The organism is Endozoicomonas sp. NE40, assembly GCF_040549045.1.
In the GTDB taxonomy this organism is placed as follows: Bacteria; Pseudomonadota; Gammaproteobacteria; order Pseudomonadales; family Endozoicomonadaceae; genus Endozoicomonas_A; species Endozoicomonas_A lisbonensis.
In genome coordinates this window covers 3,476,800-3,503,526 of record NZ_JBEWTB010000002.1, presented here as the reverse complement: position 1 = coordinate 3,503,526, position 26,727 = coordinate 3,476,800, and the positions used below count along the sequence as shown (strand labels likewise).

Below are 26,727 nucleotides of genomic sequence, written 5' to 3'. Positions count from 1 at the left end.
GCAACCTGAACCCGCTGAAATGAATAAATAAATCAGTTCATCATCTTCACGGGAATGCGTTTTCGCCCCCAGTTTCCGGGAGCCTGTTCAAACACACCGGCAACAGGTGTCCCGCACTGCTGGCAGGCCCCCTGGTGAATATTCCAGGCTCCCAGCTGATACCAGTCACGCTCAATCAGCAGGGTTCCACACTGATGGCACCAGGTGCTACCGCCCTCACGGTCATGGACATTACCGGTATAAACGTATTTCAACCCATAGGACAGGGCGATATCTCTGGCTCGGGAGAGTGTGCTGCCCGGCGTATGAGCATGATCCATCATTTTCCAGTCAGGGTGAAAAGCGGTGAAATGAAGCGGAATATCTGTTCCCAGGTTATCCACAATCCAGGAAGACATGGTATGCAACTCGTCGTCCGAATCATTTTCTCCGGGAATCAGCAACGTTGTAATCTCAAACCAGACACTGGTCTCCTGCTTCAAATAGACCAGAGTTTCCAGAACCGGCTGTAGTGATCCACCACAGATTTTTTTATAAAACGATTCAGTGAAAGCTTTCAGGTCAATATTCGCCGCATCAATATATCGGTAAAACTGCTCGCGGGGCTTTTCACAGATATACCCGGCACTGACCGCCACCGATTTAATGTCCAGTTCATGCCCGGCCTGGGCAACGTCTATTGCATACTCCATAAAAATGACCGGATCGTTATAGGTAAATGCCATGCTGCGACACCCGGACTGCAATGCAGCCTGGGCAAGAGACTCAGGCATAGCCTGATCAGCAAGTGTATCCATCTCTCTTGATTTGCTCATATCCCAGTTCTGGCAGAACTTGCAGGCAAGATTGCAGCCGGCGGTTCCAAAAGAGAGTACAGGCGTTCCCGGCAGGAAATGATTTAACGGTTTTTTTTCAATAGGGTCGATACAGAAGCCGCTGGAGCGGCCATAGCTGGTCAGTACAATCTGATCATTATGACGGGCTCTGACAAAACAAAGCCCCTGCTGCCCTTCTCTCAATTTACAGGCCCGGGGGCAAACATCACATTGAATACGACTATCGTCAAGTAAGTGCCACCACTGAGTTGGCCAGTACTCAGGAGGATGCCGGACAGTATTCTGACTCATAGTCCCCCTCCCTACTTATTCAACGCTGTCCAAATTATCTACATACTCTCATTACACACTATTGTCAAAACATCACTCTGAAAAGGACTGTACTGGTACAATTTGATCCAGCTCAACGATTAGCCGACTTCCTGATAAATGACTCGAGCCCTGCGTTAAACAGGGATAATCTGTTTTTCATGTCACTCAAAATCAAACAGTCCATTCTGTCAAAGAAATGCAAAAACGCTGGCTATAATTATAGGGCTTATTTCTCCGGGGGATGACTCAATGACTGCTCGCCAACCTGCCGTGGCCGGAACCTTCTACCCTGATGACCCTGCCATACTTCAGAAGGTCGTTTCGAATATGCTTCATGAAGCTGAACAGCGAGACCTTTCTCCCAAGGCATTGATTGTTCCCCATGCAGGTTATATCTATTCCGGGCCGGTGGCAGCCAGTGCTTACCAGTTGCTGGAACCCTTCCGTAATAACATTCGCCGGGTGGTACTGCTGGGGCCTTCCCATCAGGTAGCCTTCGAAGGTCTGGCACTGCCGGATGCCGATCATTTCATAACACCGCTGGGCAGCATTCATCTGGACGGCCCTGCCATGGCAGCACTCAGCCGGTTCAGTCAGGTGCAGACGCTTCCCCTGGCCCACGCCAGAGAACACAGCCTTGAAGTACAGCTCCCGTTTTTACAATCCTGTCTTGAGGATTTCAGTCTGGTTCCTCTCGTCGTTGGTCAGGCTTCAGCCCTGGTGGTGGCAGAAGTCATTGATTTTCTGTGGGGTAAGGAAGACACCCTGATCGTCATCAGTTCTGACCTTAGTCATTATCATGCCTACGAAGAAGCCCAGCGGCGGGATGATCTCACAGTAAAAGCCATAGAACAGTTAACCACTGATCTGACAGGAGGGCAGGCTTGCGGCTGCTGCCCCATCAATGGCATGCTGAAAGTAGCCCAGAGGCGGGGGATGGAAGTACAGACTCTGGATGTTCGCAATTCCGGTGACACCGCCGGTGATAAAAAACGGGTTGTGGGTTATGGCGCCTTTGCCATTCAGTGATGGAACGTCAGGGATTCACCGCGATGGAACTGAGCTTACCTCAACAAAAAGAACTGCTCCGCCTTGCCAGAAAAACCATAGCCGACAGCTGTCGACAAGGGTTGCCTCCGGAAACACCGGAAGGTAATTTTCCTCCAGTTTTTTATGAGCACCGGGCAACCTTTGTAACACTGCAGAAACAGGGCGACCTGCGAGGTTGTATTGGGTCATTGGAGGTCAGACGCCCGCTAATAGAAGATATTATCTATAACGCTTTTGCAGCCGCATTTAGGGATACACGTTTTCAGCCGGTATCCCAGGCGGAACTTACCGAGATAGACGTTGAAATCTCAATTCTTAGCCCTTTGTCAGAAATGAGCGTCAGTTCTGAGGACGATCTGCTGCAACAGCTTATTCCCGGTCAGGATGGACTGGTGATAGAAAATGCGATCTACCGGGCTACCTTTTTACCGCAGGTCTGGGAACAGCTTCCTGCTGCGAAACAGTTTTTACAGCACCTAAAACAGAAAGCAGGCATACCGCTGGATATCTGGCCGGATGATATGAAGTGTTCCCGTTACTCGTGCCTTAAATTTAAAGAGAAGTAGCACCTTTCAAAACCTTCGGAGCGAAAACAAAAACGCCGCTTTACCCAACGGGCAAAGCGGCGTTTTCAAATAAGCTTCAGGTTATACCACTTCAAACAGGAAATGGTTTTTCTTACCCAGCTTAACCAGGAAGAAACGACCAAACAGAGCATTATCTTTTGCAAAGCATTCAGTCAGGTTCATGTTGTCAGCGGCACCACGGGCTTCACCGTTAAAGAATACGGCATTACGACCCAGGGCATCTTTTACCTGCTTGCCTGATTTTACCATGCCAACTTCAGCAAACAGCTGGGTCATTGCCTGACCTTCCAGCTCGTCCAGCTGAATGGTTGCACTTGGCAGGCCATCCTGCTTCAGCTGTTCCAGATCGGTTTCAGACAGATTGGAGATATCACCAGAGAACAGGGACTCCGTAATACGCTCTGCAGCCTGCAGGCCTTCTTCGCCATGCACCAGGCGAGTCACTTCACGAGCCAGAATGCGCTGAGCTTCAGGGCGACCTTCACGCTCTTCATCGGCTTTCTTAATACCATCAATCTCTTCCTGACTCAGGAAGGTGAAGAAGCTCATAAAGCGGTATACGTCAGCGTCCGCAGTGTTCATCCAGAACTGGTAAAACGCGTACTGGGACGTTTTAGAAGAGTCCAGCCATACCGCTCCGCCCTCAGTCTTACCAAACTTGGTGCCATCAGACTTGGTAATCAGCGGCACTGTGAGGCCAAAAGCCCGCGCCTGATTCATACGACGGGCCAGATCGATACCACCAACGATGTTGCCCCACTGGTCACTGCCCCCAATCTGCATCGTGCAGTCGTAACGCCTGTTCAGTTCGGCAAAGTCCATTCCCTGCAGCAGGGCGTAGGAAAATTCAGTAAAGGAGATACCTGCCCCTTCACGGTTCAGACGCTGCTGAACAGACTCTTTGTTAATCATGGCATTGACAGAGAAGTGCTTGCCAATATCACGCAGGAAGTCCAGCGCAGTCATCTCGCCAGTCCAATCCAGGTTATTCACCACCATTGCAGAGTTTTCACCGCAATCAAAGTCAATAAACTGACTGACCTGACCTTTGATTTTGTCGACCCAGCCAGCAACGACGTCTGGCGTGTTCAGCTGACGTTCGGCAGCCTTGAAACTTGGATCACCAATCAAGCCTGTTGCACCGCCTACCAGGGCAATAGGCTTATGACCTGCCATCTGGAAACGCTTCAGTACCAGCAGAGGCACCAGATGGCCCAGATGCAGACTGTCTGCCGTCGGATCAAAGCCGCAATAAAGAACCCGAGGCTGTTCGCTCAGATGAGCGTCCAGTTCCTCGACGGCAGTGGTCTGCGCGATGAGCTGGCGGGCCTGCAGATCTTTCAGCAGTGGGTTTTGATTCTCAGACATTAGTGTTTCCTGCACATGCGGGTCTTGATAAAAAATTGGATCGCACAAAATACATGAAAAACTGCTCAAGAACAAAGCTGTATAGTATTTTTCCATACAAAAAGGGCTCAGAAGACAACCCGTTGAGCTTCTGAAAACAAGCACCAGAACTGCAAAGGTAGCCTCAGCTGACCTTTTTTCAAATCGCTTATAGCTATATATCAACCCATCAGGTAGTTTTTAACGTTATAATTTGCTTATATTGCAATAAAATTACTCTTGTTACGGATCAAAAGTTACAGATCAAAATGACAAAGGTTGTTTTAACAGGTGCAACCCGTGTTCGCCGTCAAAACGGTCGCCTGCCCTATTTCCCCAGACGACACCTGATGCTGGTTACAGGTGTAACGATTGTTGTGCTCTTATTAATTGGTTTAGTGCCTTCTACAGACGTTGAAGCCAATAAAACCCGTATTCCATTGAAAATTGATGGATTAAAGCCCGGCCCTCTCAAACACAAGTCGCTTTCAGAAGAGTCCCCCGGAAAAGAGCTGCTTGAAATAACACAGCCAGCTCAGCCAATGCTTGTGGAAACACTCAGAACTGATTCAGAGGCTACACGCCGCGCCAGGGAAGAAGCTGAAAGAAAAACCCGGGAACTGGCGACACTGGGCAGGTGGCAAAGTCTGGTGGTCGAAAGCGGCGATAACCTTTCCAGCCTGTTTGCAAAGCAGGGCCTGGGAGCCAGGGTCGTCTATGACATCAGCAAAACCCCAAACTATGGAAGACTACTCGCAGATATCCGTCCAGGACAAACACTGAATTTCAGAATCAATTCGAAGAACGAGTTAACCCAGTTCCGCTATGTCCGTGACCGGCTGAACCATCTTCTGTTTCAGAAGACAGATAACGGCTATATTGCTGAAAAAATCGTATTTGAGCCACAGGTTCGAACCGCCTATGTGGAAGGAAAAATCAACGACTCACTGTTTCTTGCCAGCCAGAAAGCAGGGCTGACCGACCGGCTCACCATGGAGCTGGCAGGCATTTTCGGCTGGGACATCGACTTTGCCCTGGATATTCGTGAAGGCGACCGCTTTAATGTCGTCTATGAAGAACGCTTCCTTCTTAAGGATGGGAAGGATGATGAAAAACTGGGCAACGGCAACATCCTTGCTGCCACCTTTGTCAATAAAGGCAAAAGCTATACAGCCATTCGTTACACCGACAGCAAGGGCAGAAGCAGTTATTACACGCCAGACGGCAAAAGCATGAGAAAAGCTTTTCTGCGTACCCCTGTTGAATTCACTCGTATCAGTTCCCGGTTTAATCCAAATCGCCTGCACCCTATTTTCAAAACCAAACGCCCTCACCGGGGTGTTGACTATGCCGCTCCAGCCGGAACACCGATAAAAGCAGCGGGCGATGGCAGAATACAGTTTTCAGGCTGGCAGAACGGTTTCGGCAACGTAGTGTTTATTGAACATCCCAATAACATTGTCACCGTTTATGCCCACCAGAGCCGGTTGAATAAACGCTTTAAAAAAGGCTCCAGGGTGAATCAGGGGGACATTATCGGTTATGTCGGCTCCACGGGCTGGGCTACAGGGCCTCATCTTCATTATGAATTCCGTGTCAATGGAGAACACAGAAACCCTGTAACGGTAAAATTCCCTGATGCCAAACCTGTTCCAAAAGCGGAAATGGCTCGTTTTAAACAACACAAGGTCGGTATCCTGGCGCAGCTGGAGCAGCATCAGAAGGCTTATCAGGGAACAATGCTTGCCTCTCAGTGACACTCCGGATCTCTTAACAGACTTTTCTACTATGTTGACAAACACCGCTATGAAACCATTGTTTATAGGCTTGATGTCCGGCACCAGCCTTGATGCTGTAGATGCGGTACTGGTGGAATTTGATGGTGCATCCTGCCGGGTACTGGCAGCACTTTCTCACCCGCTGCCAGAACAGTTGAGGCAGACATTGCTTGAACTCACCCTTCCGGGTGATAACGAAATCGAAAAGCTTGCTGAAGCCGAGCCAGCGTTTGCCCGGGAGTGTGCCGGAGCCGTTCAGTCCCTTCTTAAAGCCAGTCAGCAGAAGCCGGAAAATATTGCAGCCATAGGCAGTCATGGTCAAACCATCAGACACAGGCCGGAGAAACATTTCACACTACAAATTGGCGATCCCAGCCTTATCGCAGAATTGACCCATACAACAGTCGTCGCAGACTTCCGTCGCCGTGATATTGCGGCAGGTGGGCAGGGCGCACCGCTGGTTCCGGCGTTTCATCAGTCGGTTTTTCGCCAGTTTGATGAACGCAGTGTCATTGTCAATATTGGCGGCATGGCTAACCTGACCATTCTGGATGAACAACCGGTCAGGGGGTTTGATACGGGTCCGGGGAATATTCTGATGGATCAGTGGAGCCTGCGCCATACAGGACAGCCCTTTGATAACAACGGCAAATGGGCTGATTCTGCCAGCTTTGACCAGCCACTGCTGGAGCACCTGCTCGAAGAAGCCTATTTTCATCAGCTGCCACCAAAAAGTACCGGGCGGGAGTTGTTTAATATGAAATGGCTGGCTAACAGGCTTGAACGGTTTCCTCACCTTTCACCCGCACAGGTTCAATCCACATTGTGCCAACTGACAGCAAACACCATTGCCCACGACATCAGGCATTTCGCTCCTGATTCCCGGGCTGTTTATCTGTGTGGTGGTGGCGCTCATAATCAGGCTCTTAGCCAACGCTTGCGACAACAATTGCCTGATCATTCGGTATCAACAACAGAAGCTCTGGGCATTCACCCCGACTGGGTCGAGGCTGTTGCCTTTGCCTGGCTTGCCCGGCAGACGCTTCAAGGTCTGCCCGGTAACCAGCCAGAAGTAACCGGTGCTGCTGGCCCGAGAATATTGGGTGCCATCTATCCGGCTTGAAGCATTGTTTTTGAAAAAATATTATAAATGCATGTTTATATCAATGAACTGCTTAATACGACAATGAACCACTACAATGCACCAGTAATACAGCAGATAAACTGACAAGTCATCGACTAAAATAATTGGTAGTCGAGCAACTATAAGTTTAATTTTAGCTGGGTCATATCATGAAGCTGGATGAATTAGAGCTGGGTGATATTCTTTTTTATTTTAATAGAAAAAGGTCGGTTCTTCCTGCATCGGGTGATAAGCCATACGCGGTTACACATGTAGCTATTGTCAGTCATGTGGGTACTTGTCCATGGGTATCCCATATAACAGAGAGGGGGCTGGTATTTAATGCCATTAAAATAAGGGATTTTGAATACAGAGGTTTAAAATACCTCGTTTACCGTTTGAGGTTCGATCAGGACCTTCATTTTGCTGCCGAAGCCTCTCAACTGGCAAGAATGTGGTGCATTGCAAACGAAAATGTAAAACTGACAGAAAAAAAAACATCAGGTAATGCCGCTTCCGTTGACAGTTTTCTTCCTGTCGTATCTGTACCCCACACCTTTAGTTACTTTAAGTCACACTCTGCGATATTCAGATCAGCTTCTTTCGGCAAAAAGGCGATAGACTACGTTAACAAGCTTGAATGGTATAAGGTGCAAAATATAATTCCCCCTGAGCTGAGATCCAAAGGCGGAATGTATTGCAGTATGTTTGTGGTTTCCTGCTATCAGGCTGTTTTTGGCATTAACCAGAGTGCCGATATGCTTGCTGTTGATGCACGAACTGTTATGCCATGGACACTTTATGGATACATTGATGATAAGTTCAGCTGGAAGTGCCTGGGGGAAATTGATTTTGTGGACAAACCCTTATACTTGTAATGGCGGTGGGGTGTACCTGATCAGGCCAGAGGAACAGCCTGCAAGCAGTTCAAAAAGCTTTGAACTGCTCAGCAACAGATGCACGACTTAAATGGAAAAGGAAGAGCCGCAGCCGCAGGTAGACTTTGCGTTTGGATTTCTTACCAGAAAGCGGGAACCCTGAAGTCCGCTCTCATAATCCACTTCAGCACCCACAAGGTATTGATAGCTCAGGGAGTCCACGACCATTTCAGCGCCGTCTTTACACACCAGAGTGTCGTCATCAGCCAGTTTATCGTCAAAGGTAAAACCGTACTGAAAACCGGAGCATCCACCACCGGTAACATACACCCGAAGACGTTGAGACTTATTCTCTTCATCTTCCATCAGCTCATTGACCTTGCTGGCAGCATTGTCTGTGAAAATAATTGGATCCGGAACAACCGTTTCAACTACTGCGCTCATTCATCCTCCCGTGTTACCCGCAACGACGTGTAACCCGTTAATACCACTTTACAGGCATTATCCAAGTAACCCAGCGTTTCAGTCAACTATTTGATTCTGTTGTTATTCCCTGAAATACAGGTACTTACCCATGCTCAACAACCGTACCTGCGGTAGCTTTCGCAATCAATGGCTTGATATCAGCCTCACCATTGGGGTGATGCTCAAGGCTACCGTTGACCTGCGAACCTTTAACCATCTCAATAACATTGTAATAGACATTGCCACTGATTTCGGCATCAGCAGCCAGTTCCAGATGCTCGGTGGCAAAAACATTACCACGAACAGCACCATTGAGAACCACTCTGGGGGCTTTTATGTCCCCCTCAACCATGCCGCTGCCCGATAACGTCAGGTGGCCATCGTCTGAGTACAGATTGCCACAAACCTTGCCTTCAATCAGCAAAGCCCCGGTAAAGATCACATTGCCTTCCACCTCGGTGCCTGCTGAAATCAGGGTCATATCATGATCGCCGCTACTGCGAGCAGGTGCCTTATTTTTGCCCCACATTTGCTGCCAGCTCCTCGTGCCAGTCGAACGATTCTTCCAGGCTTCGGGCACCGCCACTGCGAATATTGACATTAACGGTGATGCTTTCAGGCTTGAAGTCTTCCGGAAGCTCGAAGTCCAGGAGGCCACGATCATCAGGGAAAGACTGAAAATATCGAAAGCCCAGTGCCGGATTATCCCCTACACCGGCCAGTTCAAGCAAAGACAGGCTGATGGACCGGCCATCCTGCTCACCCTTTACGCTGGCCCTCAGGGTGCCTCTGAGAAAATTGTTGCTGCGCGACACCTGAGAAACCACCATCCGCAACTGATAGTGGTTAGGTTTATCCCCGGGTATCAGGTCGAAGGCATTCAACCGGACACCCTCGTTCAGATCTTCAGGGGCTATGACGCTCTGGTAAAATGCCATGGTTTTGGACATCTCAGCCTTTTCCTGTTCCAGCTCTCGAACCTGAACCCTGACATTCTCAGCCGCCTGCCGGTCAATCCGGCTGGATCGTTCAAGCATTGCCACCCGGGATGCCAGTTTTTCATTCTGGCTCTCAAGGCGGGTTACATCTGTCGCCAGCTGTCTGTTTTCCTGCTTCAACCCCTCACTCTCATCAACCACCCGGCTGGCACCAAACCAATAGGCAAAAACACCAAAGCCGATAAACAGGGCCACCAGCAATAGTTGCAGCCGCCGCTCTCGTGCAGGGTCGTGGCGAACAACTCTCATGGCACCTGCGGAATTCAAAGAGTCTTGATCTTGGTCGGGGTTAAAAGCCATTGGCAGAAATCCAAATCATGCAACCAGAAAACAAAATGACTGATTTGCTGCAGTTTGCGAGGGAATACTTCCAGAAGTGGAATAGTAGTACAAAATAGCTAAGGAACTATACACAAGCACTTGTCGGTTAACAATCATGTTCCCAGCCTGTGTTTTCAATGCTCTGCACGTGTTACAAAGGTTGTCAATCGCCATGAAATCGTAGACTCCCCCTGATCCTTATCGTTACCCTATGCGAAATCAGGTTCCAAAACTAACGAGGACAGGGAATGAATCTGCTCACCATTCTGATGCTGCTGTTTGCCACGCTTATGGTTATTGTCATGGTCACTGAAAAGTACGGCAAACCTATGGACAATGAAAAACAGGCAAAATGGTCAAAAATCATTATGATTCTGGTGTTTGCACTGATTTTGGTCCGCATACTGAAAGAGCTGTTCTGAACAACCGGAAGTGAAAAACTCGCTAAATAAAAGCCTGCTGTTCGCCTGTTTTTTTCGATTTCTGCCTGTACCTGAAAACAAAAAATTGGCATCATTGACAAACAAAAATAAACGCAAACTAACAACAGGGAAAGGAGCAGTCATGCAGGACGTCGTCATTGTTACCGGTGCCAGCTCTGGGATTGGCAGTGAAGTCACCGAAGAACTGGCTAAAAGGGGTTACAAAGTTCTGGCCATAGCTTCCAGAGAGAAGCTGTTAAGACGCCTCTATTCGTTCAATAAAAATATTGTTCCTGTGGTCGCCGACCCCTCCAGTCACAAAGGGGCGAGGATCATTCAGGAATATCTCGACAGGGAAGAAGCTGCTGTAAAGTGCCTCGTTTACAGCAGTACCCATCGCGAAACTCCAGGTACCAGCAAACCTTCTCCCCTGGCCACCATCCACCTGACTGAACAGTTAAGTCGCTATTTTGCCCGGGCCAAGGTTGTCCTGATCAGCTCTGATAAAAATCCACTACAAAAAGACCTGGAACAAATCCTGTATGACAGCCTCAAAGACGCTGTAGATACCACTCAACTGAATATTGAGCTTATCCACAGCCAGTCCGCTGAACAGGTGGTGGCAGAAGTCGCCGCAGCATGAGAAAGAAAGAGCGACCAGAAACCGTCGCTCTTAAAGGCAGTATCAGGGCATTATAGCCGGAACATCCAGCCCCGTTTTTTCATCCAGCCCGAACATGATATTCATATTTTGAACCGCCTGACCCGCTGCTCCTTTCACCAGGTTGTCAATCACAGAGAGAATGACAACTGTATCCCCTCCCTGTGGGCGATACACGGCTATACGACACTGGTTGCAGGCTCTTACAGAACGGGTTTCAGGCAAACTGCCAGCAGGCATTACATCCACAAACGGCTCATTCTCATAGGTCTGTTCATACAAGCTCTGCAAGTCTACCGAATGATCTTTCACCGTCGCATAAGCAGTGGCATGAATGCCTCGTATCATCGGTGTCAGGTGAGGAACAAACACCAGTTCACCGTTGAATCTGGCAGACATTCTGGACAACCCCTGCCGGATCTCAGGCAGGTGCCGATGCCCTGCTACACCATAAGCCTTGAATGACTCAGATACTTCACACATCAGGCTGGCCACTTTAGCACCACGTCCCGCACCACTGACCCCGGATTTGGCATCCACAATAACAGAACCCTCAACCAAATCGTTCTGAACCAGGGGTAAAAGGCCCAGCTGGGTCGCCGTTGGGTAACAGCCGGGGTTTGCCACTAGCCGCGCCTGACGAATGGCATCCCTGTTCATTTCCGGCAGCCCATAAACGGCCTCGTCCAGCAGTTGCGGGCAGGCATGGTCAACACCGTACCACTGTTGCCAGTCAGCGGGGTTGCTCAAGCGAAAATCAGCCGCCAGATCAATAACCTTGACTCCCTTATCCAGAAGGGTTGGCACCGATTGCATGGCAATACCATTGGGTGTGGCAAAAAAGACCAGGTCACACCGGGACAGTACCTCGTTATCCGGCTCAGTAAAGGGAATATCCATCACCCCTCGCAAACCGGGGTATAACTCGCTAACCGCTTTGCCACACTCTGAACGTGATGTGATGACCTGGACATCGGCTTCCGGATGAGTCGCCAGCAAACGCAGTAATTCGGCACCGGTATAGCCTGTACCACCTACGATTCCGATTTTCATTGTCGCTCTTTCCTGTTGTTTTTTTGCTATGAAATTACAATCTTTCAATTGTGACTTTTTATTTATTTTTTAAGCATATTTACCCACTTAAGGCTTTGCAAGTTATTACCGTTGTTTCAATGGCTGAATAACGTCTGTCAGCCCATTGATATGTATTTCCAGTGCCAGCTGCAACAAACGCCCCAGCTCGCCTTGAGGAAACCCTTTTTTGGCAAACCAGAGCAGATACTCTTCAGGCAGGTCAATTAACACCCGTCCACTGTACTTGCCAAAAGGCATCGTCATACGTGCCAGTTTCAGTAAATCCTGTTTATCAAACATCGCCATGACCTCAAACCAGCCAGGTGATCACAAAAGGTAAAACCATTGCGGTAAGGATGGCATTCAGACACATCGCCAGACTCGAATAAACACCCATGGTCGGATTTATACCAAACGCCATGGCGGTTCCCCCGGCATGAGCATTGATACCCAGAGCAAACCCGGTAGCACGGAGATCATGTACCCCGGTTCTGCGACAAATCCATGGGCCAACCAGACCACCATAAATCCCTGAAATACAGACAACTGCCACCGCAACAGGAACAATTCCGCCCATCTTTTCAGACAGGGCCAGGGCAACCGCTGTGGTGACACCTTTGGTTGAAACAGACAGTAACACATCATTCTCCGGCACCGCTTACCCAGGCAAAACCAAGCCCCAGCAGAACCACCAGTACAGCACCCAGTAAGAGGGTTGAAAGAATTGGCCCGGCATGCCGGCGAACATGATGCAGTTGCTGAGACAGAGGAATAGCCAGTGCCACAGTAAACGGCGCAAGTAGTGTTTTCAGGATTGAGCTGTGTTCTGTGTAGGTTTCAATACTCATCGAAGAAAAGTGGATGACCAGAAACACCAGCAGGCTGCCAACAATAACCGGGTGAAACCAGCCTTTGCGCCCACTGCGGATAAACAACCGTTCTCCAGTCAGATAAGCACCCAGTGTCAGCAACAGAACGGTCACTGGGTTTGACATAAACAGTTCCAGGCGCACCAATAAATCATTCACGAATGCTTCTCCCTGCTACGTAACATCTCACCGCGACGCAACAAGCACTGCATAAAGTGTCCACTGATCACGATACCCAAAGGCGTGGCAACAAACGTCGCCAGCACCAGTGGCAACCATTGCCGTGACAGGAGATCCGTCATAAAAAACACCGCAACGGCAGAAGGAATGAACAGTACCGCCATATAGTGAATACAAAACTGGCTGACCTGTTGCAGATTGTCAGACGCACCGCCTTTAATCTGCAGCCAGATCAACAGCAGAATAAGCCCCGTTACCGCTCCGGGTATGGGAAGGTTAAACAGGGTACTGATTGCTTCACCAATAACGGTGAACAAGAGTAAAGTCACAAAGCCTGACAGCATGGTTTTCGCCTGACCACTAAAAATTAAAAAGAGCCAAAAAACTATTTTTACCACAAAGGCCACTGACCGATAAGAGAGCCGCTCCTCAAAGGCGTTTAATTCATTATCTATCTTCATTAACTATCCATGACCGATCAGATAGAATCTGCCTGTCGTCAAACCACCCAACAGCCAGGAAACACCTTGTCCAACCATCTGCCACCGGAGTCTGACCATTCACTGCACCAGCTGCGAATCAAACTGTCCAGTACCGATGCCCTGCCCCAGCTGACTGCTATTGGCATGCTGATCGGCTTACTGGCGGGTGGGCTACTGATCCTGTTTCGGGAAATTGTTACCGGTTCAACCAGCTTCTGGCTGCCAAGGGGCGATGAACATTTTGAAACCCTGTCAGAACTGTCACGATTTATTATTCCTGTCATCGGTTCGCTGGCGATTTTCTGCCTGTTTGCCTGTACACCCGTTAAACGACGTTCTGTTGGTATTTTGCATGTGGTGGAGCGCCTGCAGTTCCATAAAGGCAAAATGTCTTTCTCTGGTATGATGCTGCAGTTTTTCGGAGCCATCATTGCTCTGATCAGTGGGTTCTCAGTCGGACGGGAAGGGCCTGCGGTTCATGTGGGTGCCACAACGGGCAGCTTACTGGGACAAAAACTTCGACTGCCACAAAACACCCTGAGCATTCTCGCGGCCTGTGGAGCGGCAGCAGCTATTTCCGCATCGTTTAACACGCCCATGGCAGGCGTCATTTTTGCCATGGAAGTGGTGCTTCGCCAGTACACGCTCAACAGCTTCATTCCTGTTATCGCAGCAGCCGTGATGGCAGCGGTGTTATCCCAGATTATGTATGGCCCTGACCCAGCTTTTATGGTGCCGGTCATTCCCATGGCATCATTGCCAGAGCTGGGCATTGCCGCGGTCTCTGCCTGCCTGATTGGAGTGCTGGCGGCCGGGTTTATCAAACTTCAGCTATGGACAGCCAGCAAACGACAGAAACTGCTTATAAATCCACTGTTTCTGGCGGGGATATGCATGGGAGCTGTCGGCTATTTCCTGCCCGCCGTTATGGGTATTGGTTATGACACCATTGAGTTAATCCTGAATGGTGAATTGATGAGCGTCTCTTTTCTGCTAACCCTGCTGGCCGCCAAACTCGTGACCACCGCGCTGGTGACCGGACTGGGCATTCCCGGCGGCATTATAGGGCCGTCCCTGATGATGGGAGCCTTATCCGGTGCCGCTTTTGGCCATCTGGGGGATTTGATGCTCAGACTTCCTGATGTCAGCAGCGCCTTCCATGCACTGCTGGGTATGGTTGCCATGATGGCGGCGGTGTTGCAGGCTCCCATGGCCGCACTGGTCACCGTACTGGAGTTAACCCGTAACCCACACATCATAATGCCCGCCATGTTTGTAATCGTGATTGCCTGCCTGGTTGCCGGACGACTCACTGCACAAGGAGGTCTGATTGAAATGCAGCTGAACGCTAAGGGCTACGACAACCGGCATTCGTTGCTCAATCAGTTACTTAGCCAGAAAGGCATCGCCACTATTATGAGCAGGAACTTTGACCTGCTGAACGATACCGACATTGTCCCGGTACCGGTACATGCCTCACTTCAGGATGCCCTGGAGATTATGGAATCGCATTCAGTTGAAGTACTGGGTGTTTACACTTCCGGCAGGCGCCATCAGGTGCTTTGCGGTGTGATCACCAGACAGGCTATAGACAGCTTCTATCGATAGTTCTTTTACCCCGGAGCAGATCCGGCTAATCTGTTGTGGCAAACAGGTTGAGACTGTCACTATCACGACAATAACTATCAGGACAATAAGTCAAACAGGGGTACGTTGCCATGCTCTGGGTAAAAGCTTTTCATTTGATCGCTATGGTTTGCTGGTTTGCAGCCCTGTTCTACCTGCCCCGGCTTTTCGTCTATCACGCCATGAGTGACGACAGCGTCAGTCGTGAACGGTTCAAAGTGATGGAACGCAAGCTCTACAGAGGCATTGCCATGCCGTCGATGCTGGCCACTCTGATTCTGGGATTCTGGCTGCTGAGCTATAACACCTCCTACTATATGAGCAGTGGCTGGATGCACGCCAAACTGACGCTCGTGTTTCTGCTGATTGGTTATCACCACGTGTGCGGGGCATTTCTGAAAAAATTTGCCCGGGACGAAAATACCAGGTCTCACACATTTTATCGTTGGTTCAATGAAGTTCCGGTGCTGTTTCTGGTCGGTATTATTGTGCTGGCGGTGGTCAAGCCTTTCTGAAACAACGGGTAAAAATAGTTAAATAGCCTGCCAGTCAGCCGATGGGTACGGCATGGATGCCAAACATTACAAAGTGCTCTTCGAAGGCAAAATCCTGCCCGGCAATGACGAAGACAGCGTTAAAGAGCGCCTGAAAACACTGTTTCATGCAGATGACTCGCTCATAAGCCGCCTATTCTCCGGCAAGTCATACGCCATACGCAAAAACATCCCGAAAAAAGAAGCTCGAAAATACGAAAAAGCCATTATGCAGGCTGGCGGGCAATGCCGGATTGTTGCCATGGACAGCAGCTGGAAGCTGGAGCCCATTGAAAAGGGTCTGACTAAAGCCGGCACATCAGGAAAGTCTCCGTTAACCCGTATCAATAGTCGCTTCAGAAAAGACCCATCCAAGCCTTTCCGGCTGATCGGGCGCATAGGGCGATGCCAGTTCAACAGCCTCTGCTGGCTGGCGATGGTGATAGAAGCTGTGGCGTTCCTGCTACCCATGTACCTGCCGACCATTCAACAGACATCGACAGTGACAACGGGGCTTCATGCCCTGGCCATCCTGATCTCGGTTTATGCCATGATAGCCCGTCTGCACGACCTGAATCGCAGCGGCTCGAAGTGGCTGTTCGTGGTCATTCCTATCGTCAATCTAATGTTCATGTCCTGGCTGTCCTTCGCAAAAGGCACGAAAGGAAGTAATGCTTATGGTGAGCCACCTGCCAAACCCGGTCGCTTTGTCAGACTGCTGGGGTTCTATATTCCAGCAGGCATCGTGCTGGGCGCTGCTGCCGGGATCTATCTGTACCAGAATGAGTTGCTGAACCTGATCCAGCAACTGCCTGCCGGGCTGTCCAAACAGATACCCGGAGACGTCGGGGGCTACCTGCCCTTCCTGTCTCTGTAAGTCACACTTGAGTATCGTAATAAAGGGCTACATTTGTTTGCAGGCATACCAAAGCCTTACGACGAAAATAGCGGCGTAAGATAGTGAATAGCTAAGAGAACAGTCAAACGAAACACGATCAACAATCGCCCCTCAACAATTCACACTGATTAACATTTAACCACCCATATACGCATCAATACGCAGTACATTGATCCAGATCAATGGTTATAATCACGACTTTTACGACACATGCTCCCTAATCAGATTGCAAGCACATTAAGTCTGATTTTTTCATCACAGACTGTTTGCATCCGGAGTACGTAATCGCCAAAACCAGAAGTTTAAGGATCGGCGTGATGACCTGCTACAGTCATCACGAAGTTCTGAAAACGGACTGATTGTCCTGATTCAGTAGGTATAGTTTTTATGAGCAAAGATAGCATTCTCGTTATTAACTGCGGCAGTTCTTCCCTGAAGTTCTCTGTCATCAACCCGGCTACCGAAGAAGAAAGCATTAACGGCCTGGCAGAGCGCATGGGTAGCAGCGAAGCTGTACTGCGCTGGAAGATCAACGGCGAGAAAGGCAGCCAGACTCTGGGTCAGGCTGGTCACGACCAGGCGATTGAAGCCCTGATGGGTCTGCTGCGCGAAGAAGGTCTGATCGAGCGTATCGCTGCTATCGGCCACCGTGTTGTACACGGCGGCGAGAAATTCACCCAGTCCGCTCTGGTGACTGACGAAGTGCTTGCAGCTATTGAAGACTGTGTGCCACTGGCGCCTCTGCACAACCCTGCTCACCTGCTGGGCATCAAGGCCGCCCAGAAGTTCTTCCCCGGACTGCCAAACGCTGTAGTTTTTGACACTGCATTCCACCAGAGCATGGCTCCTGAGACCTACCTGTATGCAATTCCATACGAGCTGTATGAAAAACACGGCGTTCGTCGTTACGGTGCTCACGGTACTTCCTACCGTTACGTAGGTCAGGCTGCCGCTGATATGCTGGGTCTGGACATCAACGACAGCTGCATCATGGTTGCTCACCTGGGTAACGGTGCTTCTGCGTGTGCCATCAAGAACGGCAAATCCGTCGACACCACTATGGGTCTGACCCCACTGGAAGGGCTGGTAATGGGTACCCGTTCCGGAGATATCGACCCTAACCTGTTCAACTTCCTGAACAAGTCTCTGGGCTACTCTCTGGAGCGCACCACTGAAATGCTGAACAAAGAATCCGGCCTGCTGGGTCTGTCTGGCATGGACAGCGACTGCCGTGTTATCGAAGACGCTGCTGCAGAAGGCAACGAACGCGCTCAGCTGACTCTGGACATTTTCTGCCACGTACTGGCTGAAAAACTGGCTGGCTTCGCGGCTGGCATGGGCAAAATCGACGCACTGGTATTCACCGGCGGTATTGGCGAAAACTCCAGCGTCATCCGTAAGAATGTCATCGAGCGCCTGAGCATCTTCGGCTTCAAGCTGCACGAGCAGAAGAACGACGAAACCTTCCGTGGCAAGAGCGGTGTGATCACCGAAGAAGGTTCTACTGTTGCTATGGTAGTAGCCACTAACGAAGAACTGATGATCGCTCGTGATACTCAAGCTCTGACTGCCTGATACGAGAATCGTGTAAATGCCGGTCAAGCCTTACGGCTGACTGGCATTTGCTATTTTTTCCAACAGGAGGCGTATGCCTCCTGTTGTGTATATCTGAAGTGTTTTCTGGATAGACAAATGCGTACATTTTTCCTTGCCCCAACCCGCTACGGTGTCGGCCTGACCTCCGTCACTCTGGGCCTGGTGCGCGCCCTGGACAAACTGGGTCTGCGCGTTAAATTCTTCAAGCCGATTGCCCAGCTGCATGTGTCTGATACTGGTCCTGAACGCTCCACCAAGCTGGTGCAGCGCATCATGGATCACGAACCACCGGCGCCAATCTCTTCCAACCGTATTGAAGACCTGCTGGGTGACAACAAGGGCGATGAGCTGATGGAAGAAATCGTCGCACTGTTCGACGACGCTTCCAAAGGTGCCGAGGTGATGGTCGTGGAAGGTCTGGTACCGACCCGCAGCATGCCGTACGCCAACCGTTTGAACAACGATATGGCTCGCACCCTGAACGCTGACATTATTCTGGTGTCCGAACCGGGTGAAAACACCCTGGAAGACGAAGCGGACAAGCTGGAAATTGCCGCAGACAGCTTCGGCGGTATCAAGAACCCGAACATGATTGGCTACATCCTCAACAAACTGGATGAGCCAACCATCAACTCCCTGAAAGGTAAAGACGGTTCTTTCAAACCTCTGCCGGAATTTGCCCGCAAAGCATTCCTGCCGCTGGGTTACATTCCATGGGACAGCTCCCTGTCTTCCCCACGTACGCTGGACATCAGTAACCACCTGGGTACGACTATTATCAACGAAGGTGAGATCGCGTCACGTCGTGTTACCTCTTACACATTAAGTGCGCGTACACCGACCAACATGATTCATCATCTTAAGCCGGGCAATCTGGTCATTGCACCAGGTGACCGTGATGACATCATTCTGGCAACCGCCATGGCGGCCCTGAACGGTGTACCGCTGGCTGGCCTGCTGCTGACCAGTGACCTGCGTCCTTCCGAGCCAGTCATGGAACTGTGCCAGAAAGCCATTGCGTCCGGTCTGCCGGTTCTGCTGACCGAGCACGACTCTTACAACACCGCCAGCAAGCTCGATCGCATGAACAACGAACTGCCGATCGACGACACTGTTCGTGTTGAAACGGTAATGAACACTCTGGCTGAGCACCTCAACACCGAATGGTTCAAAGGTCACTGTGACGCTATTGCCGAGCGTCGTCTGTCTCCACCAGCGTTCCGTTACAATCTGGTTCAGCGAGCTATGGCTGCCAAGAAACGTGTTGTACTGCCTGAAGGTGATGAGCCTCGCACCATCAAAGCGGCTGTGATCTGTCAGGAGCGTGGTATTGCTGAATGTATTCTGCTGGGTAACCGTGAAACCATCGAACAGGTGGCTCGTGACAACGGTGTCACTCTGCCAGATGGCCTGATCATCATGGACCCGGAACACACTCGTGGTCGTTACGTTGAGCCTATGGTTGAGTTGCGCAAGCACAAGGGCCTGACAGCGCCTATGGCTGAAGCCCAGCTGGAAGACACTGTGGTACTGGGTACTATGATGCTGGCTCAGGGTGAAGTGGACGGACTGGTGTCCGGCGCGGTTCACACGACAGCCAACACCATCCGTCCGGCATTCCAGCTGATCAAGCCAAGCCGCGAATCCGGTGGACTGGTTTCCTCCGTATTCTTTATGCTGTTGCCTGATCAGGTACTGGTATACGGTGACTGTGCGGTTAACCCGAACCCGGACGCTGAAGCGCTGTCCAACATCGCTATCCAGAGTGCTGATTCTGCTCAGGCATTTGGTATTGACCCACGTATCGCCATGATCAGCTACTCAACCGGTGCTTCCGGTATCGGTGCCGATGTTGAGCGTGTTCGTGAAGCCACTGAACTGGTTCGCCAGAAACGTCCTGACCTGATTGTTGACGGCCCAATGCAGTACGACGCCGCAACGGTTGAGTCTGTAGCGCGCAGCAAGGCACCGGATTCTGACGTAGCTGGTCGTGCGACAGTATTCGTTTTCCCGGACCTGAATACCGGTAACACTACTTACAAGGCGGTTCAGCGCAGTGCCGACGTTATCTCTGTTGGTCCTATGCTGCAGGGTCTGAACAAGCCTGTAAACGACCTGTCCCGTGGTGCGCTGGTAGACGATATTGTTTACACCATCGCCCTGACCGCGATTCAGGCTGAAGCTGACAAGTAATTGTCTGTTTCAGGTGTTGAAAGCAGCGTTGCCTGCTTTCAACACTACCTTGTCCTTTCTCTTTGCCCTTTCACTTTTTGCTTTCTGATCCCTTTTCATTGCGTGACTTATAAGCGTCAACAATCCTAAACAAAAGCGTCACAATTCCTTTTTAAACTGTTAAAGCACAAGTATTAAGAATGAGGTGTCAATGTCGATATCCGTTTATTACGTACTTAAGAAAAGCAAGAAAAAGGATAAATTCATGAAGCACCATCTCCATACACGATCCAGCATCACCTGTTCCGACTGCGGCCATACATCAGATGAAACCATGCCGCTGGATGCCTGTGTTCACCTGTATGAATGCAAAAACTGCCAGAAACTGATGACACCCGATTCCGGCGACTGTTGCATTTTCTGCTCCCATGGCACTCACCACTGTCCGACCAGCCAGAGAGAAAGCCGGGCCTATAATGCAATGCCCTCTGTCTCTTTCATGACCACTTCGACTGTTAACGCCGCTCAGGCTAGCTGAATTTTCACCTGCATTCCAACCAGATACTGCGACTAATTATGCGCCTGTTCAAAGGCAGGCTGGCGCATCCCCCCCCTCATTCGAAAACAGAAACTATGAGCTTTTTTCCAAGACGATCACTGATGTTTCATATCTGCTTCCGAGTAGAGGTAGAATGACGACTCCAATTAAACCAGGCAGTAAAAAGGTTTGTCAGTGACTATCGAAAGAATGGAAATCAAGCAGCGTATGAGCCGTATCGTGAAGCATAACGGTACTATTTATCTGTGTGGCCAGGTAGCAGCCGACGCCAGTGCAGGTATTAAAGAGCAAACACAAACCATGCTCGACAAGGTGGACGCGTTGCTGGAACAGGCTGGCAGCGATCGGGAGCATATTCTCTCTGCCACTCTATACATCAAGGATATGGCCCTGTTCTCGGAAATGAATGAAGTCTGGGATGCCTGGGTGCCAGAAGGTCATGCGCCTGCACGTGCCTGTGTTCAGGCAAGTATGGCTCGTGAAGCGTTACTGGTTGAGATTTCAGTGATTGCTGCTGAGAAGTAACCGTAAATCCGGGAGCAGAATTCTGCTCCCGCTTCGTTATTTTTTACCGTGAAAATTTTTTCATCGCCGAGGGTGATTAAAAAATGTTTCTTGCGCTCATGGCTGTTTACTTCTGGTTAAAATCAGGCACCAGATCAATCTCTACCCGCCTGTTCATAGCCCGGCCTGCTTTCGTTGCATTGTCGCCTATAGGGTTGGACGACCCCATACCGAAAACTTTTATGCGATCAGCGCGAACTTTCTGAGCCTTCAGGTATTTGCCAACCGATTCCGCACGGGAATAGGACAGAGGGTTGTTAATGGTCGGCCCACCGGTGCTGTCGGTATAACCGCGAACCTCAACAAGGTTCTTGTCGAACTCATTCAGCACTTTAGCAACAGAGCCCAGAACCGGGTAAAAGCTGGACTTAATATCAGCCTGACTGCTGTCGAAAGTAATGTTGGAAGGCATGATCAGTTTAAGGTTATCGCCCTGTCTGGACACCTGAACACCGGTTCCCTGCAGTTCCTGCCTTAACTTCGTTTCCTGACGGTCGGTATAGTAGCCATAACCGGCTCCTGCCGCACCACCAATAGCCGCTCCTTTCAAAGCACCTTCACTACCGTCAGCAATACCGCCAATGACAGCACCTGCCAGGGCACCCAGACCGCCATATTTTGCCGTATTCTGGGTTTTCTGCTCACCGGTATAAGGATCCGTCGTCTGACAACCCGCCATAAAGGCAGCAACAAACAACAGTGGTAATGCATTTCTGAATGATTTGATCATCAATAGTCTCCTGGGAGAAAGCGCTCTCAGGGCGTCAGCCCCTGACAATACTGTTCTCTCGAATCTCTTCACCAATGGTCGTATCGGGCCCATGGCCTGTCACTACGCAGGCTTCTTCGTCGAGAACATATAAACGTTCACGGATAGATTTTTCTATCGTTTTAAAGTCTCCGCCCCAGAGATCTGTTCTGCCAATGGAGCGACGGAACAGTGTATCACCTGCAATCAGTAGTTTGTGTGATTCAAAGTAAAAGCTCATTGACCCTGGTGTATGACCCGGTGTGTGCAAGGCAACACCACAACCACAGGGCAGTTCTTCATCATCTTTAAGCCAGTAATCCGGATCAGGGACGGGGGCATAAGGTACACCAAACATACGACACTGCCCTTCAAGGTTGTCCCACAGGAACTTGTCTTCCTCATGCAGATAGATGGGAGCACCTGTCAGTTTTTTCAGTTCACCACTGGCCAGGAAATGATCCAGATGAGCATGGGTATGAATCAGGGCAACCACCTTAAGTCCCAGCTCATTCAGTTTGGCAAGAATAATGTCAGCATTGCCGCCCGGGTCAACAACAATGGCTTTACCGGTAGCTTTGTCACCTATGATGGTACAGTTGCACTGCAGCGGACCTACCGGAAAGGTAGCCCTGATAAAATCGGTCTGGTTTGTCATGCTGAATTCATCCTGAAGCCGATGTAGACAGGTTTAATAAACCGCAGGGCTTGTGAAATAAAGGCCATTCCGGGAAGCGTCCGGGTTAAAGACTTTTTGAAAGACTTCTTAGCCTCTGCGGGCGCAAATTTGCAGGTCATTCTAATGCAGTGTCTCAGGAATACCCAGTGTTATGTCTCTCCCAAATACCTCTAGGAGCCTGTCGGACTTAAGACTGTCCTACTGCGGTTGCAATAAATTGGTCTAAAAATTCCTGCTTTCTCGTTGAATAGCTCGCTATTCGCCTCAAAATCAGAAATTTTTATCCTCAATTTCTTGCAATCCTCGCTACGGACGCTTAAGTCCGACAGGCTCCTAGCAATAATCGACTATGCTCAAGCTGGATAACGCAAGTCAGGAGGTTTTCAAGTGAATACAACAAAGCATGGCATTTCAATTAACATTGAAAATATAGAAGATGAATCAATATTGGTTCTTAATGTATTTGGAAAGCTCACCCACAGCGACTACGAAAGCTTTACTCCGGCGCTTGAGTCAGCAATCAATCAGGCTCCTGATTCAACAGTCAAGTTATTAGTGGATATATCAGACCTGCAGGGCTGGGAGCTGAGAGCGTTTTGGGATGATTGTAAAATGGGCCTGAAACACAATAAAGATTTCAAACAGATTGCTCTATTAAGCAATAAAAACTGGCAGGATATTGCAGCGAAAGTCGGTAACTGGTTTCTGGCTGGTGAATTAAAATCATTTGGCAATAAAGATGATGCCTTAAACTGGCTGTCACAGGGTACCTGACGACCGTTGTTCGAAGGCTTAGCCTGTGGGGCTGTCTCCGTGATATTAGAGCATCGCCGGAGTCACTGTCAGTCGTTTACAGCCACCGGTAGGCAGGCGTTCACCCGTACCGGTTAGCTTTTCCAGCAGCAGATAAACAGGCGCGCCGTGGCTGAACAACAGCACATAGCCATTCTGGTCACGGCATTTGCGATAGATGGCCGTGAACGCATCAAACATTCTGGCTTTTATTGCTTCCCGGGTTTCACCATGAAATGATTCCGGATTCTCCGGAAACCAGAAGTCCTTTTCATTGTATTGTGAAATCAGCTGGCTCTCCCTGTCCCCAACCTGCGACTCGATCAGTTTCGGCTCAATAATCAGTTTTGGTTCGGGAACAGAAAGAACATCCATAACATTCCTGGCAGACTCACAGGTTCTGGGCAGCGGTGATGCGAACACCTGGCAAATATTATCAGCCGTCAACCCTGTGGACTTTAGCTCGTTGCCCAGTTGGCGAACCTGCCTGATCCCTCTGGTTGTCAAATGCGCCTCGACATACCCGGGGTGACGAGGATTTGAGCTGTACCAGCCCCCTGTATTCTGTTCCGCTTCGCCATGTCGACAGATGATCAGTTCCAACGCGTTCCCCACCACTGATAAAGCAAATATCACTATCAATAGCACGACCAGGAATACTCTGCCAAGCACCTGTTATTAGCCAGCAGACATTTATATTAACGCCTGACTGGCTGGCAGCTAATCCAGACGATCAAACCTGACAACCTCTTCTCGAGTAACCTGCAACAGGATTTTACGGCCACTGTGGCGAACATTTCCGGGTACAGGTTGCTGTGCAGGAAGCGTATCCAACCCTTTGCGATTAATTTTGAGATTGAGTTGTATAAGGCGCTTTGCCGTCACAGATACCCAGAAATTAATACCACCGGGGCGCTCTTCGTAACCATGGTAGGGAAAACAGGGCTGCTCCAGCGACTCTTCCTGTTCGTCGAACTCTTCCAGTGATTCAGGCAGACTAAAACGAATTGTCATGCTTCACCTCCAGACACTGACCTACATATAAAACATTCGTACAAACAAAACGCCCGGGAAGAGCGCAACAGGCATCAAAAAACGGTTCCTAGTGTAGACAAGCTTTTTTGCCCTATAAGGAAATATCTAATTCGCATTAGAGAAATCGGAACCTGAAGCTAATCTGTCTGTCTATGGATGCAGAAAACCTTTTTTTAGCACTGGTTTCCAGCAGGAGAAGCAGGCGTTTCATCTACTTCTGGAATCAGGAGAAAACTCTCTTTAAGAGATCTGGTTCAGAAAAACCCGGCACTCGTTGTTGCTACTCGCACACAGTCTGATTAGACAGTTTTCAAAACGTTTGAGGATGTAAGGAGATTAATCATGTGCGACAGATGCAACAGACACTATAGAATCGGTTCAACAGCCTTGCTGCTGCTGGCTGCCGCCCTCGGGCTGGTGACTGGCTGGCTTGATGTCCCAGCCATTAATGGCATCTGCGAAGTCATTACCGACATTTTTATCCGGCTTTTGAAACTGGTGAGCCTCCCTATCATTTTCTTCTCCCTGATCGCCACGCTTTCGGGCATGAGTGGCATGGGCGATGTAAAAGCGATGGGGGGTAAAGTTCTCAAATTTACGCTTCTGACAACCTTCGTTGCAGCGGCAATGGCTCTGCTGCTGTATACCAGCTTTGACCCGGCCCATCAGGGTAGCCTTGCAGGCAGCTATTCCGGTCAGGACCTGGAGGTGATCAGCTACTGGAACTATCTGCTGAGCATTATTCCATCCAGTTTTATTGAACCGTTCTACAACGGCAATGTGATGGGCGCTTTATTTCTGGCACTGCTGATGAGCGCCGCCATCCTTTCTCTGGGGCAGGATCATAAAGATTCCCTGCACAAACTGTTTGACAGTCTGTTTGCAGCCGTTATGAAAATGACCAGTTTTGTTCTCAAGCTGATGCCTCTGGCTGTCTGGGCGTTTGTTACTCTGTTTGTCCGGGATTTTCAGAATCAGGACATGCTTCAGGGACTGGCGGTTTACCTGATCTGTGTATTACTGGCCAACGTTATTCAGGCAGGCGTTATTCTGCCGTTGTTTCTTAAGAGCAAAGGCATCCCGCCGGTAAAAACGCTCAGAGCCATGTGGCCGGCACTGACCATTGCCTTTTTCTCCAAATCATCCAGCGCTGCCCTGCCCTCTGCAGTCGAATGTGCTGAGAAGCGGCTTGGAGTCAATGGCAAAGTGGCCCGGTTCAGTATGCCGCTGTGCATCAGTGTGAACATGAACGCTTGTGCAGCGTTTATTCTTATCACCGTACTGTTCGTATCCCAAAGTAATGGCATCCAGTTTTCTACTCTGGAACTTCTGTCATGGGTGTTGATTGCCTCCATCGCTGCAATTGGCAATGCAGGCGTGCCTATGGGGTGCTACATGCTGTCCAGTGCGTTCCTGGCAGCCATGAATGTTGATTTGCAGCTGATGCTTTTGATTCTGCCGTTTTACAGCTTCATTGACATGCTCGAAAGCGCTATCAACGTCTGGTCCGACTCCTGCGTAACCGCCATGGTCAATCAGGAACTGGAACAGGCTGGAGAACTGGCTTCGGAACAGACAGAAAGCTGAAGGAAAAAGGCTGAGGGCATGTAAACCATGCCCTTGATTGTTGATGGGCTTGTTTATTTCAGGCAAACGATACGCTTTTAATCATTTCACTCAGCGCTTTCAGCACATCCTTACGACTGATGACACCCAGCAGTTCATACTCCTGAATCACTGGGTATACCTTGGGTTTGTTGCCCTGCATTCTCTGTGCAATATCAATAACAGACTCTTCAGGAGTCACAAACAAAGGCTCCCTGTGCATCAGGTCAGCAACGACTTTGCGACTGTCTGAATGATAGGTACCAGAAAGCATCTGTGCGATACAGTCCTGCTCCGATAAAAAGCCAACCAGCTTGTTTTCGTTATTGACCACTGGCAATCCGATCAGACCTGATGCAAGAATCCGTTCTACGGCATCTGCCAGCATCAGGTCTGTCGAGAGAGGTGTAATATTCCTGCGAACGATGTCTTTAACCACTATCATATCCGGCTCCCTCATAAGTCGTGACCCATATTCACAGTATGAACCGATTAAGG

The 26,727-nt window shown here is 49.8% G+C and carries 31 protein-coding genes; 16 read left to right on the top strand and 15 right to left on the bottom strand.

Translation table 11 applies throughout. The features are described 5' to 3' along the window. Positions 1-32 precede the first annotated feature (32 nt). A complete protein-coding gene (amrS, locus tag V5J35_RS16745; protein ID WP_354008242.1) occupies positions 33-1,127 on the bottom strand; it encodes an AmmeMemoRadiSam system radical SAM enzyme in 1,095 nt (364 codons plus the stop codon). 270 nt (positions 1,128-1,397) lie between these two features. Here amrS and amrB point away from each other — a divergent pair, with 270 nt between their 5' ends. Continuing rightward, the gene (amrB, locus tag V5J35_RS16740; RefSeq protein ID WP_354008241.1) at positions 1,398-2,177 is read left to right on the top strand and encodes an AmmeMemoRadiSam system protein B; all 780 of its coding nucleotides are present in this window, start codon (positions 1,398-1,400) and stop codon (positions 2,175-2,177) included. 23 nt (positions 2,178-2,200) lie between these two features. Continuing rightward, positions 2,201-2,764 (top strand): AmmeMemoRadiSam system protein A, encoded by a 564-nt coding sequence (gene amrA / locus V5J35_RS16735; protein ID WP_354008240.1) that lies wholly within the window; start codon positions 2,201-2,203, stop codon positions 2,762-2,764. 81 nt (positions 2,765-2,845) lie between these two features. Here amrA and tyrS read toward each other — a convergent pair whose 3' ends face one another. Beyond that, the gene (gene tyrS, locus V5J35_RS16730; protein WP_354008239.1) at positions 2,846-4,153 is read right to left on the bottom strand and encodes a tyrosine--tRNA ligase; all 1,308 of its coding nucleotides are present in this window, start codon (positions 4,151-4,153) and stop codon (positions 2,846-2,848) included. Positions 4,154-4,440: 287 nt separating this feature from the next. On the opposite strand from tyrS, the gene V5J35_RS16725 reads away from it, so the two are divergent. From V5J35_RS16725 to V5J35_RS16715, 3 genes are all read left to right on the top strand, one after another. Beyond that, entirely contained in the window at positions 4,441-5,928 is a 1,488-nt protein-coding gene (locus V5J35_RS16725; RefSeq protein ID WP_354008238.1) for an OapA family protein, read from the top strand. 31 nt (positions 5,929-5,959) lie between these two features. Then, a complete protein-coding gene (locus V5J35_RS16720) occupies positions 5,960-7,072 on the top strand; it encodes an anhydro-N-acetylmuramic acid kinase (protein ID WP_354008237.1) in 1,113 nt (370 codons plus the stop codon). A gap of 170 nt (positions 7,073-7,242) precedes the next feature. After that, entirely contained in the window at positions 7,243-7,950 is a 708-nt protein-coding gene (locus V5J35_RS16715; protein ID WP_354008236.1) for a hypothetical protein, read from the top strand. Between the two features lie 87 nt (positions 7,951-8,037). On the opposite strand, the gene erpA is transcribed toward V5J35_RS16715, so the two are convergent. The 3 genes from erpA to V5J35_RS16700 form a co-directional block, all read right to left on the bottom strand. Beyond that, the gene (gene erpA, locus V5J35_RS16710) at positions 8,038-8,394 is read right to left on the bottom strand and encodes an iron-sulfur cluster insertion protein ErpA (RefSeq protein WP_354008235.1); all 357 of its coding nucleotides are present in this window, start codon (positions 8,392-8,394) and stop codon (positions 8,038-8,040) included. A gap of 124 nt (positions 8,395-8,518) precedes the next feature. Continuing rightward, positions 8,519-8,944, bottom strand: coding sequence for a bactofilin family protein (locus tag V5J35_RS16705; protein ID WP_354008234.1), 426 nt, complete (start codon positions 8,942-8,944; stop codon positions 8,519-8,521). Further along, complete coding sequence (locus V5J35_RS16700; protein ID WP_354008233.1) at positions 8,928-9,662, bottom strand: DUF6776 family protein; 735 nt, start codon at positions 9,660-9,662, stop codon at positions 8,928-8,930. The genes V5J35_RS16705 and V5J35_RS16700 overlap by 17 nt, the downstream gene beginning before the upstream one ends. Positions 9,663-9,982: 320 nt before the next feature. Here V5J35_RS16700 and V5J35_RS16695 point away from each other — a divergent pair, with 320 nt between their 5' ends. Together V5J35_RS16695 and V5J35_RS16690 are read left to right on the top strand one after the other, a co-directional pair. Beyond that, positions 9,983-10,156, top strand: a complete 174-nt coding sequence (locus V5J35_RS16695; RefSeq protein WP_354008232.1) for a hypothetical protein — start codon at positions 9,983-9,985, stop codon at positions 10,154-10,156. 142 nt (positions 10,157-10,298) lie between these two features. Continuing rightward, positions 10,299-10,799 carry an SDR family NAD(P)-dependent oxidoreductase gene (locus V5J35_RS16690; RefSeq protein ID WP_354008231.1) on the top strand — a complete coding sequence of 167 codons (501 nt, stop codon included), beginning with the start codon at positions 10,299-10,301 and terminating at the stop codon, positions 10,797-10,799. Positions 10,800-10,841: 42 nt separating this feature from the next. Here the strand turns inward: V5J35_RS16690 and argC are convergent, their stop codons facing one another. From argC to V5J35_RS16665, 5 genes are all read right to left on the bottom strand, one after another. Continuing rightward, positions 10,842-11,870, bottom strand: a complete 1,029-nt coding sequence (gene argC, locus V5J35_RS16685; RefSeq protein WP_354008230.1) for an N-acetyl-gamma-glutamyl-phosphate reductase — start codon at positions 11,868-11,870, stop codon at positions 10,842-10,844. Positions 11,871-11,975: 105 nt separating this feature from the next. Beyond that, the gene (locus tag V5J35_RS16680; RefSeq protein ID WP_354008229.1) at positions 11,976-12,197 is read right to left on the bottom strand and encodes a DUF3820 family protein; all 222 of its coding nucleotides are present in this window, start codon (positions 12,195-12,197) and stop codon (positions 11,976-11,978) included. Between the two features lie 4 nt (positions 12,198-12,201). Further along, positions 12,202-12,531: an LrgB family protein gene (locus V5J35_RS16675; RefSeq protein WP_354016452.1), complete on the bottom strand. Its 330-nt coding sequence runs from the start codon at positions 12,529-12,531 to the stop codon at positions 12,202-12,204. 1 nt (position 12,532) lies between these two features. After that, a complete protein-coding gene (locus V5J35_RS16670; protein ID WP_354016451.1) occupies positions 12,533-12,886 on the bottom strand; it encodes an LrgB family protein in 354 nt (117 codons plus the stop codon). Between the two features lie 29 nt (positions 12,887-12,915). After that, entirely contained in the window at positions 12,916-13,401 is a 486-nt protein-coding gene (locus tag V5J35_RS16665) for a CidA/LrgA family protein (protein ID WP_354008227.1), read from the bottom strand. A gap of 9 nt (positions 13,402-13,410) precedes the next feature. On the opposite strand from V5J35_RS16665, the gene V5J35_RS16660 reads away from it, so the two are divergent. From V5J35_RS16660 to V5J35_RS16630, 7 genes are all read left to right on the top strand, one after another. Continuing rightward, positions 13,411-15,030 (top strand): chloride channel protein, encoded by a 1,620-nt coding sequence (locus V5J35_RS16660; RefSeq protein WP_354008226.1) that lies wholly within the window; start codon positions 13,411-13,413, stop codon positions 15,028-15,030. A 110-nt stretch (positions 15,031-15,140) separates the two neighbouring features. Beyond that, positions 15,141-15,563: a protoporphyrinogen oxidase HemJ gene (gene hemJ, locus V5J35_RS16655; RefSeq protein ID WP_354008225.1), complete on the top strand. Its 423-nt coding sequence runs from the start codon at positions 15,141-15,143 to the stop codon at positions 15,561-15,563. A gap of 52 nt (positions 15,564-15,615) precedes the next feature. After that, on the top strand, positions 15,616-16,458 hold the full coding sequence (locus tag V5J35_RS16650; protein WP_354008224.1) for a DUF805 domain-containing protein: 843 nt from the start codon (positions 15,616-15,618) through the stop codon (positions 16,456-16,458). A gap of 408 nt (positions 16,459-16,866) precedes the next feature. Then, a complete protein-coding gene (locus V5J35_RS16645) occupies positions 16,867-18,054 on the top strand; it encodes an acetate kinase (RefSeq protein WP_354008223.1) in 1,188 nt (395 codons plus the stop codon). 117 nt (positions 18,055-18,171) lie between these two features. Beyond that, positions 18,172-20,268, top strand: a complete 2,097-nt coding sequence (pta, locus tag V5J35_RS16640; RefSeq protein ID WP_354008222.1) for a phosphate acetyltransferase — start codon at positions 18,172-18,174, stop codon at positions 20,266-20,268. A 244-nt stretch (positions 20,269-20,512) separates the two neighbouring features. After that, positions 20,513-20,785, top strand: coding sequence for a GDCCVxC domain-containing (seleno)protein (locus V5J35_RS16635; protein WP_354008221.1), 273 nt, complete (start codon positions 20,513-20,515; stop codon positions 20,783-20,785). Positions 20,786-20,980: 195 nt separating this feature from the next. Continuing rightward, positions 20,981-21,331 (top strand): RidA family protein, encoded by a 351-nt coding sequence (locus tag V5J35_RS16630; RefSeq protein ID WP_354008220.1) that lies wholly within the window; start codon positions 20,981-20,983, stop codon positions 21,329-21,331. A gap of 106 nt (positions 21,332-21,437) precedes the next feature. On the opposite strand, the gene V5J35_RS16625 is transcribed toward V5J35_RS16630, so the two are convergent. Continuing rightward, positions 21,438-22,100 carry a YiaD family glycine zipper/OmpA-like lipoprotein gene (locus tag V5J35_RS16625; protein WP_354008219.1) on the bottom strand — a complete coding sequence of 221 codons (663 nt, stop codon included), beginning with the start codon at positions 22,098-22,100 and terminating at the stop codon, positions 21,438-21,440. A gap of 34 nt (positions 22,101-22,134) precedes the next feature. After that, positions 22,135-22,776: an MBL fold metallo-hydrolase gene (locus V5J35_RS16620; RefSeq protein ID WP_354008218.1), complete on the bottom strand. Its 642-nt coding sequence runs from the start codon at positions 22,774-22,776 to the stop codon at positions 22,135-22,137. Between the two features lie 408 nt (positions 22,777-23,184). Here V5J35_RS16620 and V5J35_RS16615 point away from each other — a divergent pair, with 408 nt between their 5' ends. Beyond that, positions 23,185-23,571 carry a SpoIIAA family protein gene (locus tag V5J35_RS16615; protein WP_354008217.1) on the top strand — a complete coding sequence of 129 codons (387 nt, stop codon included), beginning with the start codon at positions 23,185-23,187 and terminating at the stop codon, positions 23,569-23,571. A gap of 45 nt (positions 23,572-23,616) precedes the next feature. Here the strand turns inward: V5J35_RS16615 and V5J35_RS16610 are convergent, their stop codons facing one another. Both V5J35_RS16610 and V5J35_RS16605 read right to left on the bottom strand, forming a co-directional pair. Beyond that, on the bottom strand, positions 23,617-24,192 hold the full coding sequence (locus V5J35_RS16610; protein ID WP_354008216.1) for a histidine phosphatase family protein: 576 nt from the start codon (positions 24,190-24,192) through the stop codon (positions 23,617-23,619). 117 nt (positions 24,193-24,309) lie between these two features. Then, positions 24,310-24,603, bottom strand: a complete 294-nt coding sequence (locus tag V5J35_RS16605; protein WP_354008215.1) for a hypothetical protein — start codon at positions 24,601-24,603, stop codon at positions 24,310-24,312. 363 nt (positions 24,604-24,966) lie between these two features. Between V5J35_RS16605 and V5J35_RS16600 the strand changes: the two genes are divergently transcribed. Next, on the top strand, positions 24,967-26,211 hold the full coding sequence (locus tag V5J35_RS16600) for a dicarboxylate/amino acid:cation symporter (protein ID WP_354008214.1): 1,245 nt from the start codon (positions 24,967-24,969) through the stop codon (positions 26,209-26,211). A 58-nt stretch (positions 26,212-26,269) separates the two neighbouring features. Here V5J35_RS16600 and V5J35_RS16595 read toward each other — a convergent pair whose 3' ends face one another. Continuing rightward, positions 26,270-26,674 carry a CBS domain-containing protein gene (locus tag V5J35_RS16595; RefSeq protein WP_354008213.1) on the bottom strand — a complete coding sequence of 135 codons (405 nt, stop codon included), beginning with the start codon at positions 26,672-26,674 and terminating at the stop codon, positions 26,270-26,272. Positions 26,675-26,727 lie beyond the last annotated feature (53 nt).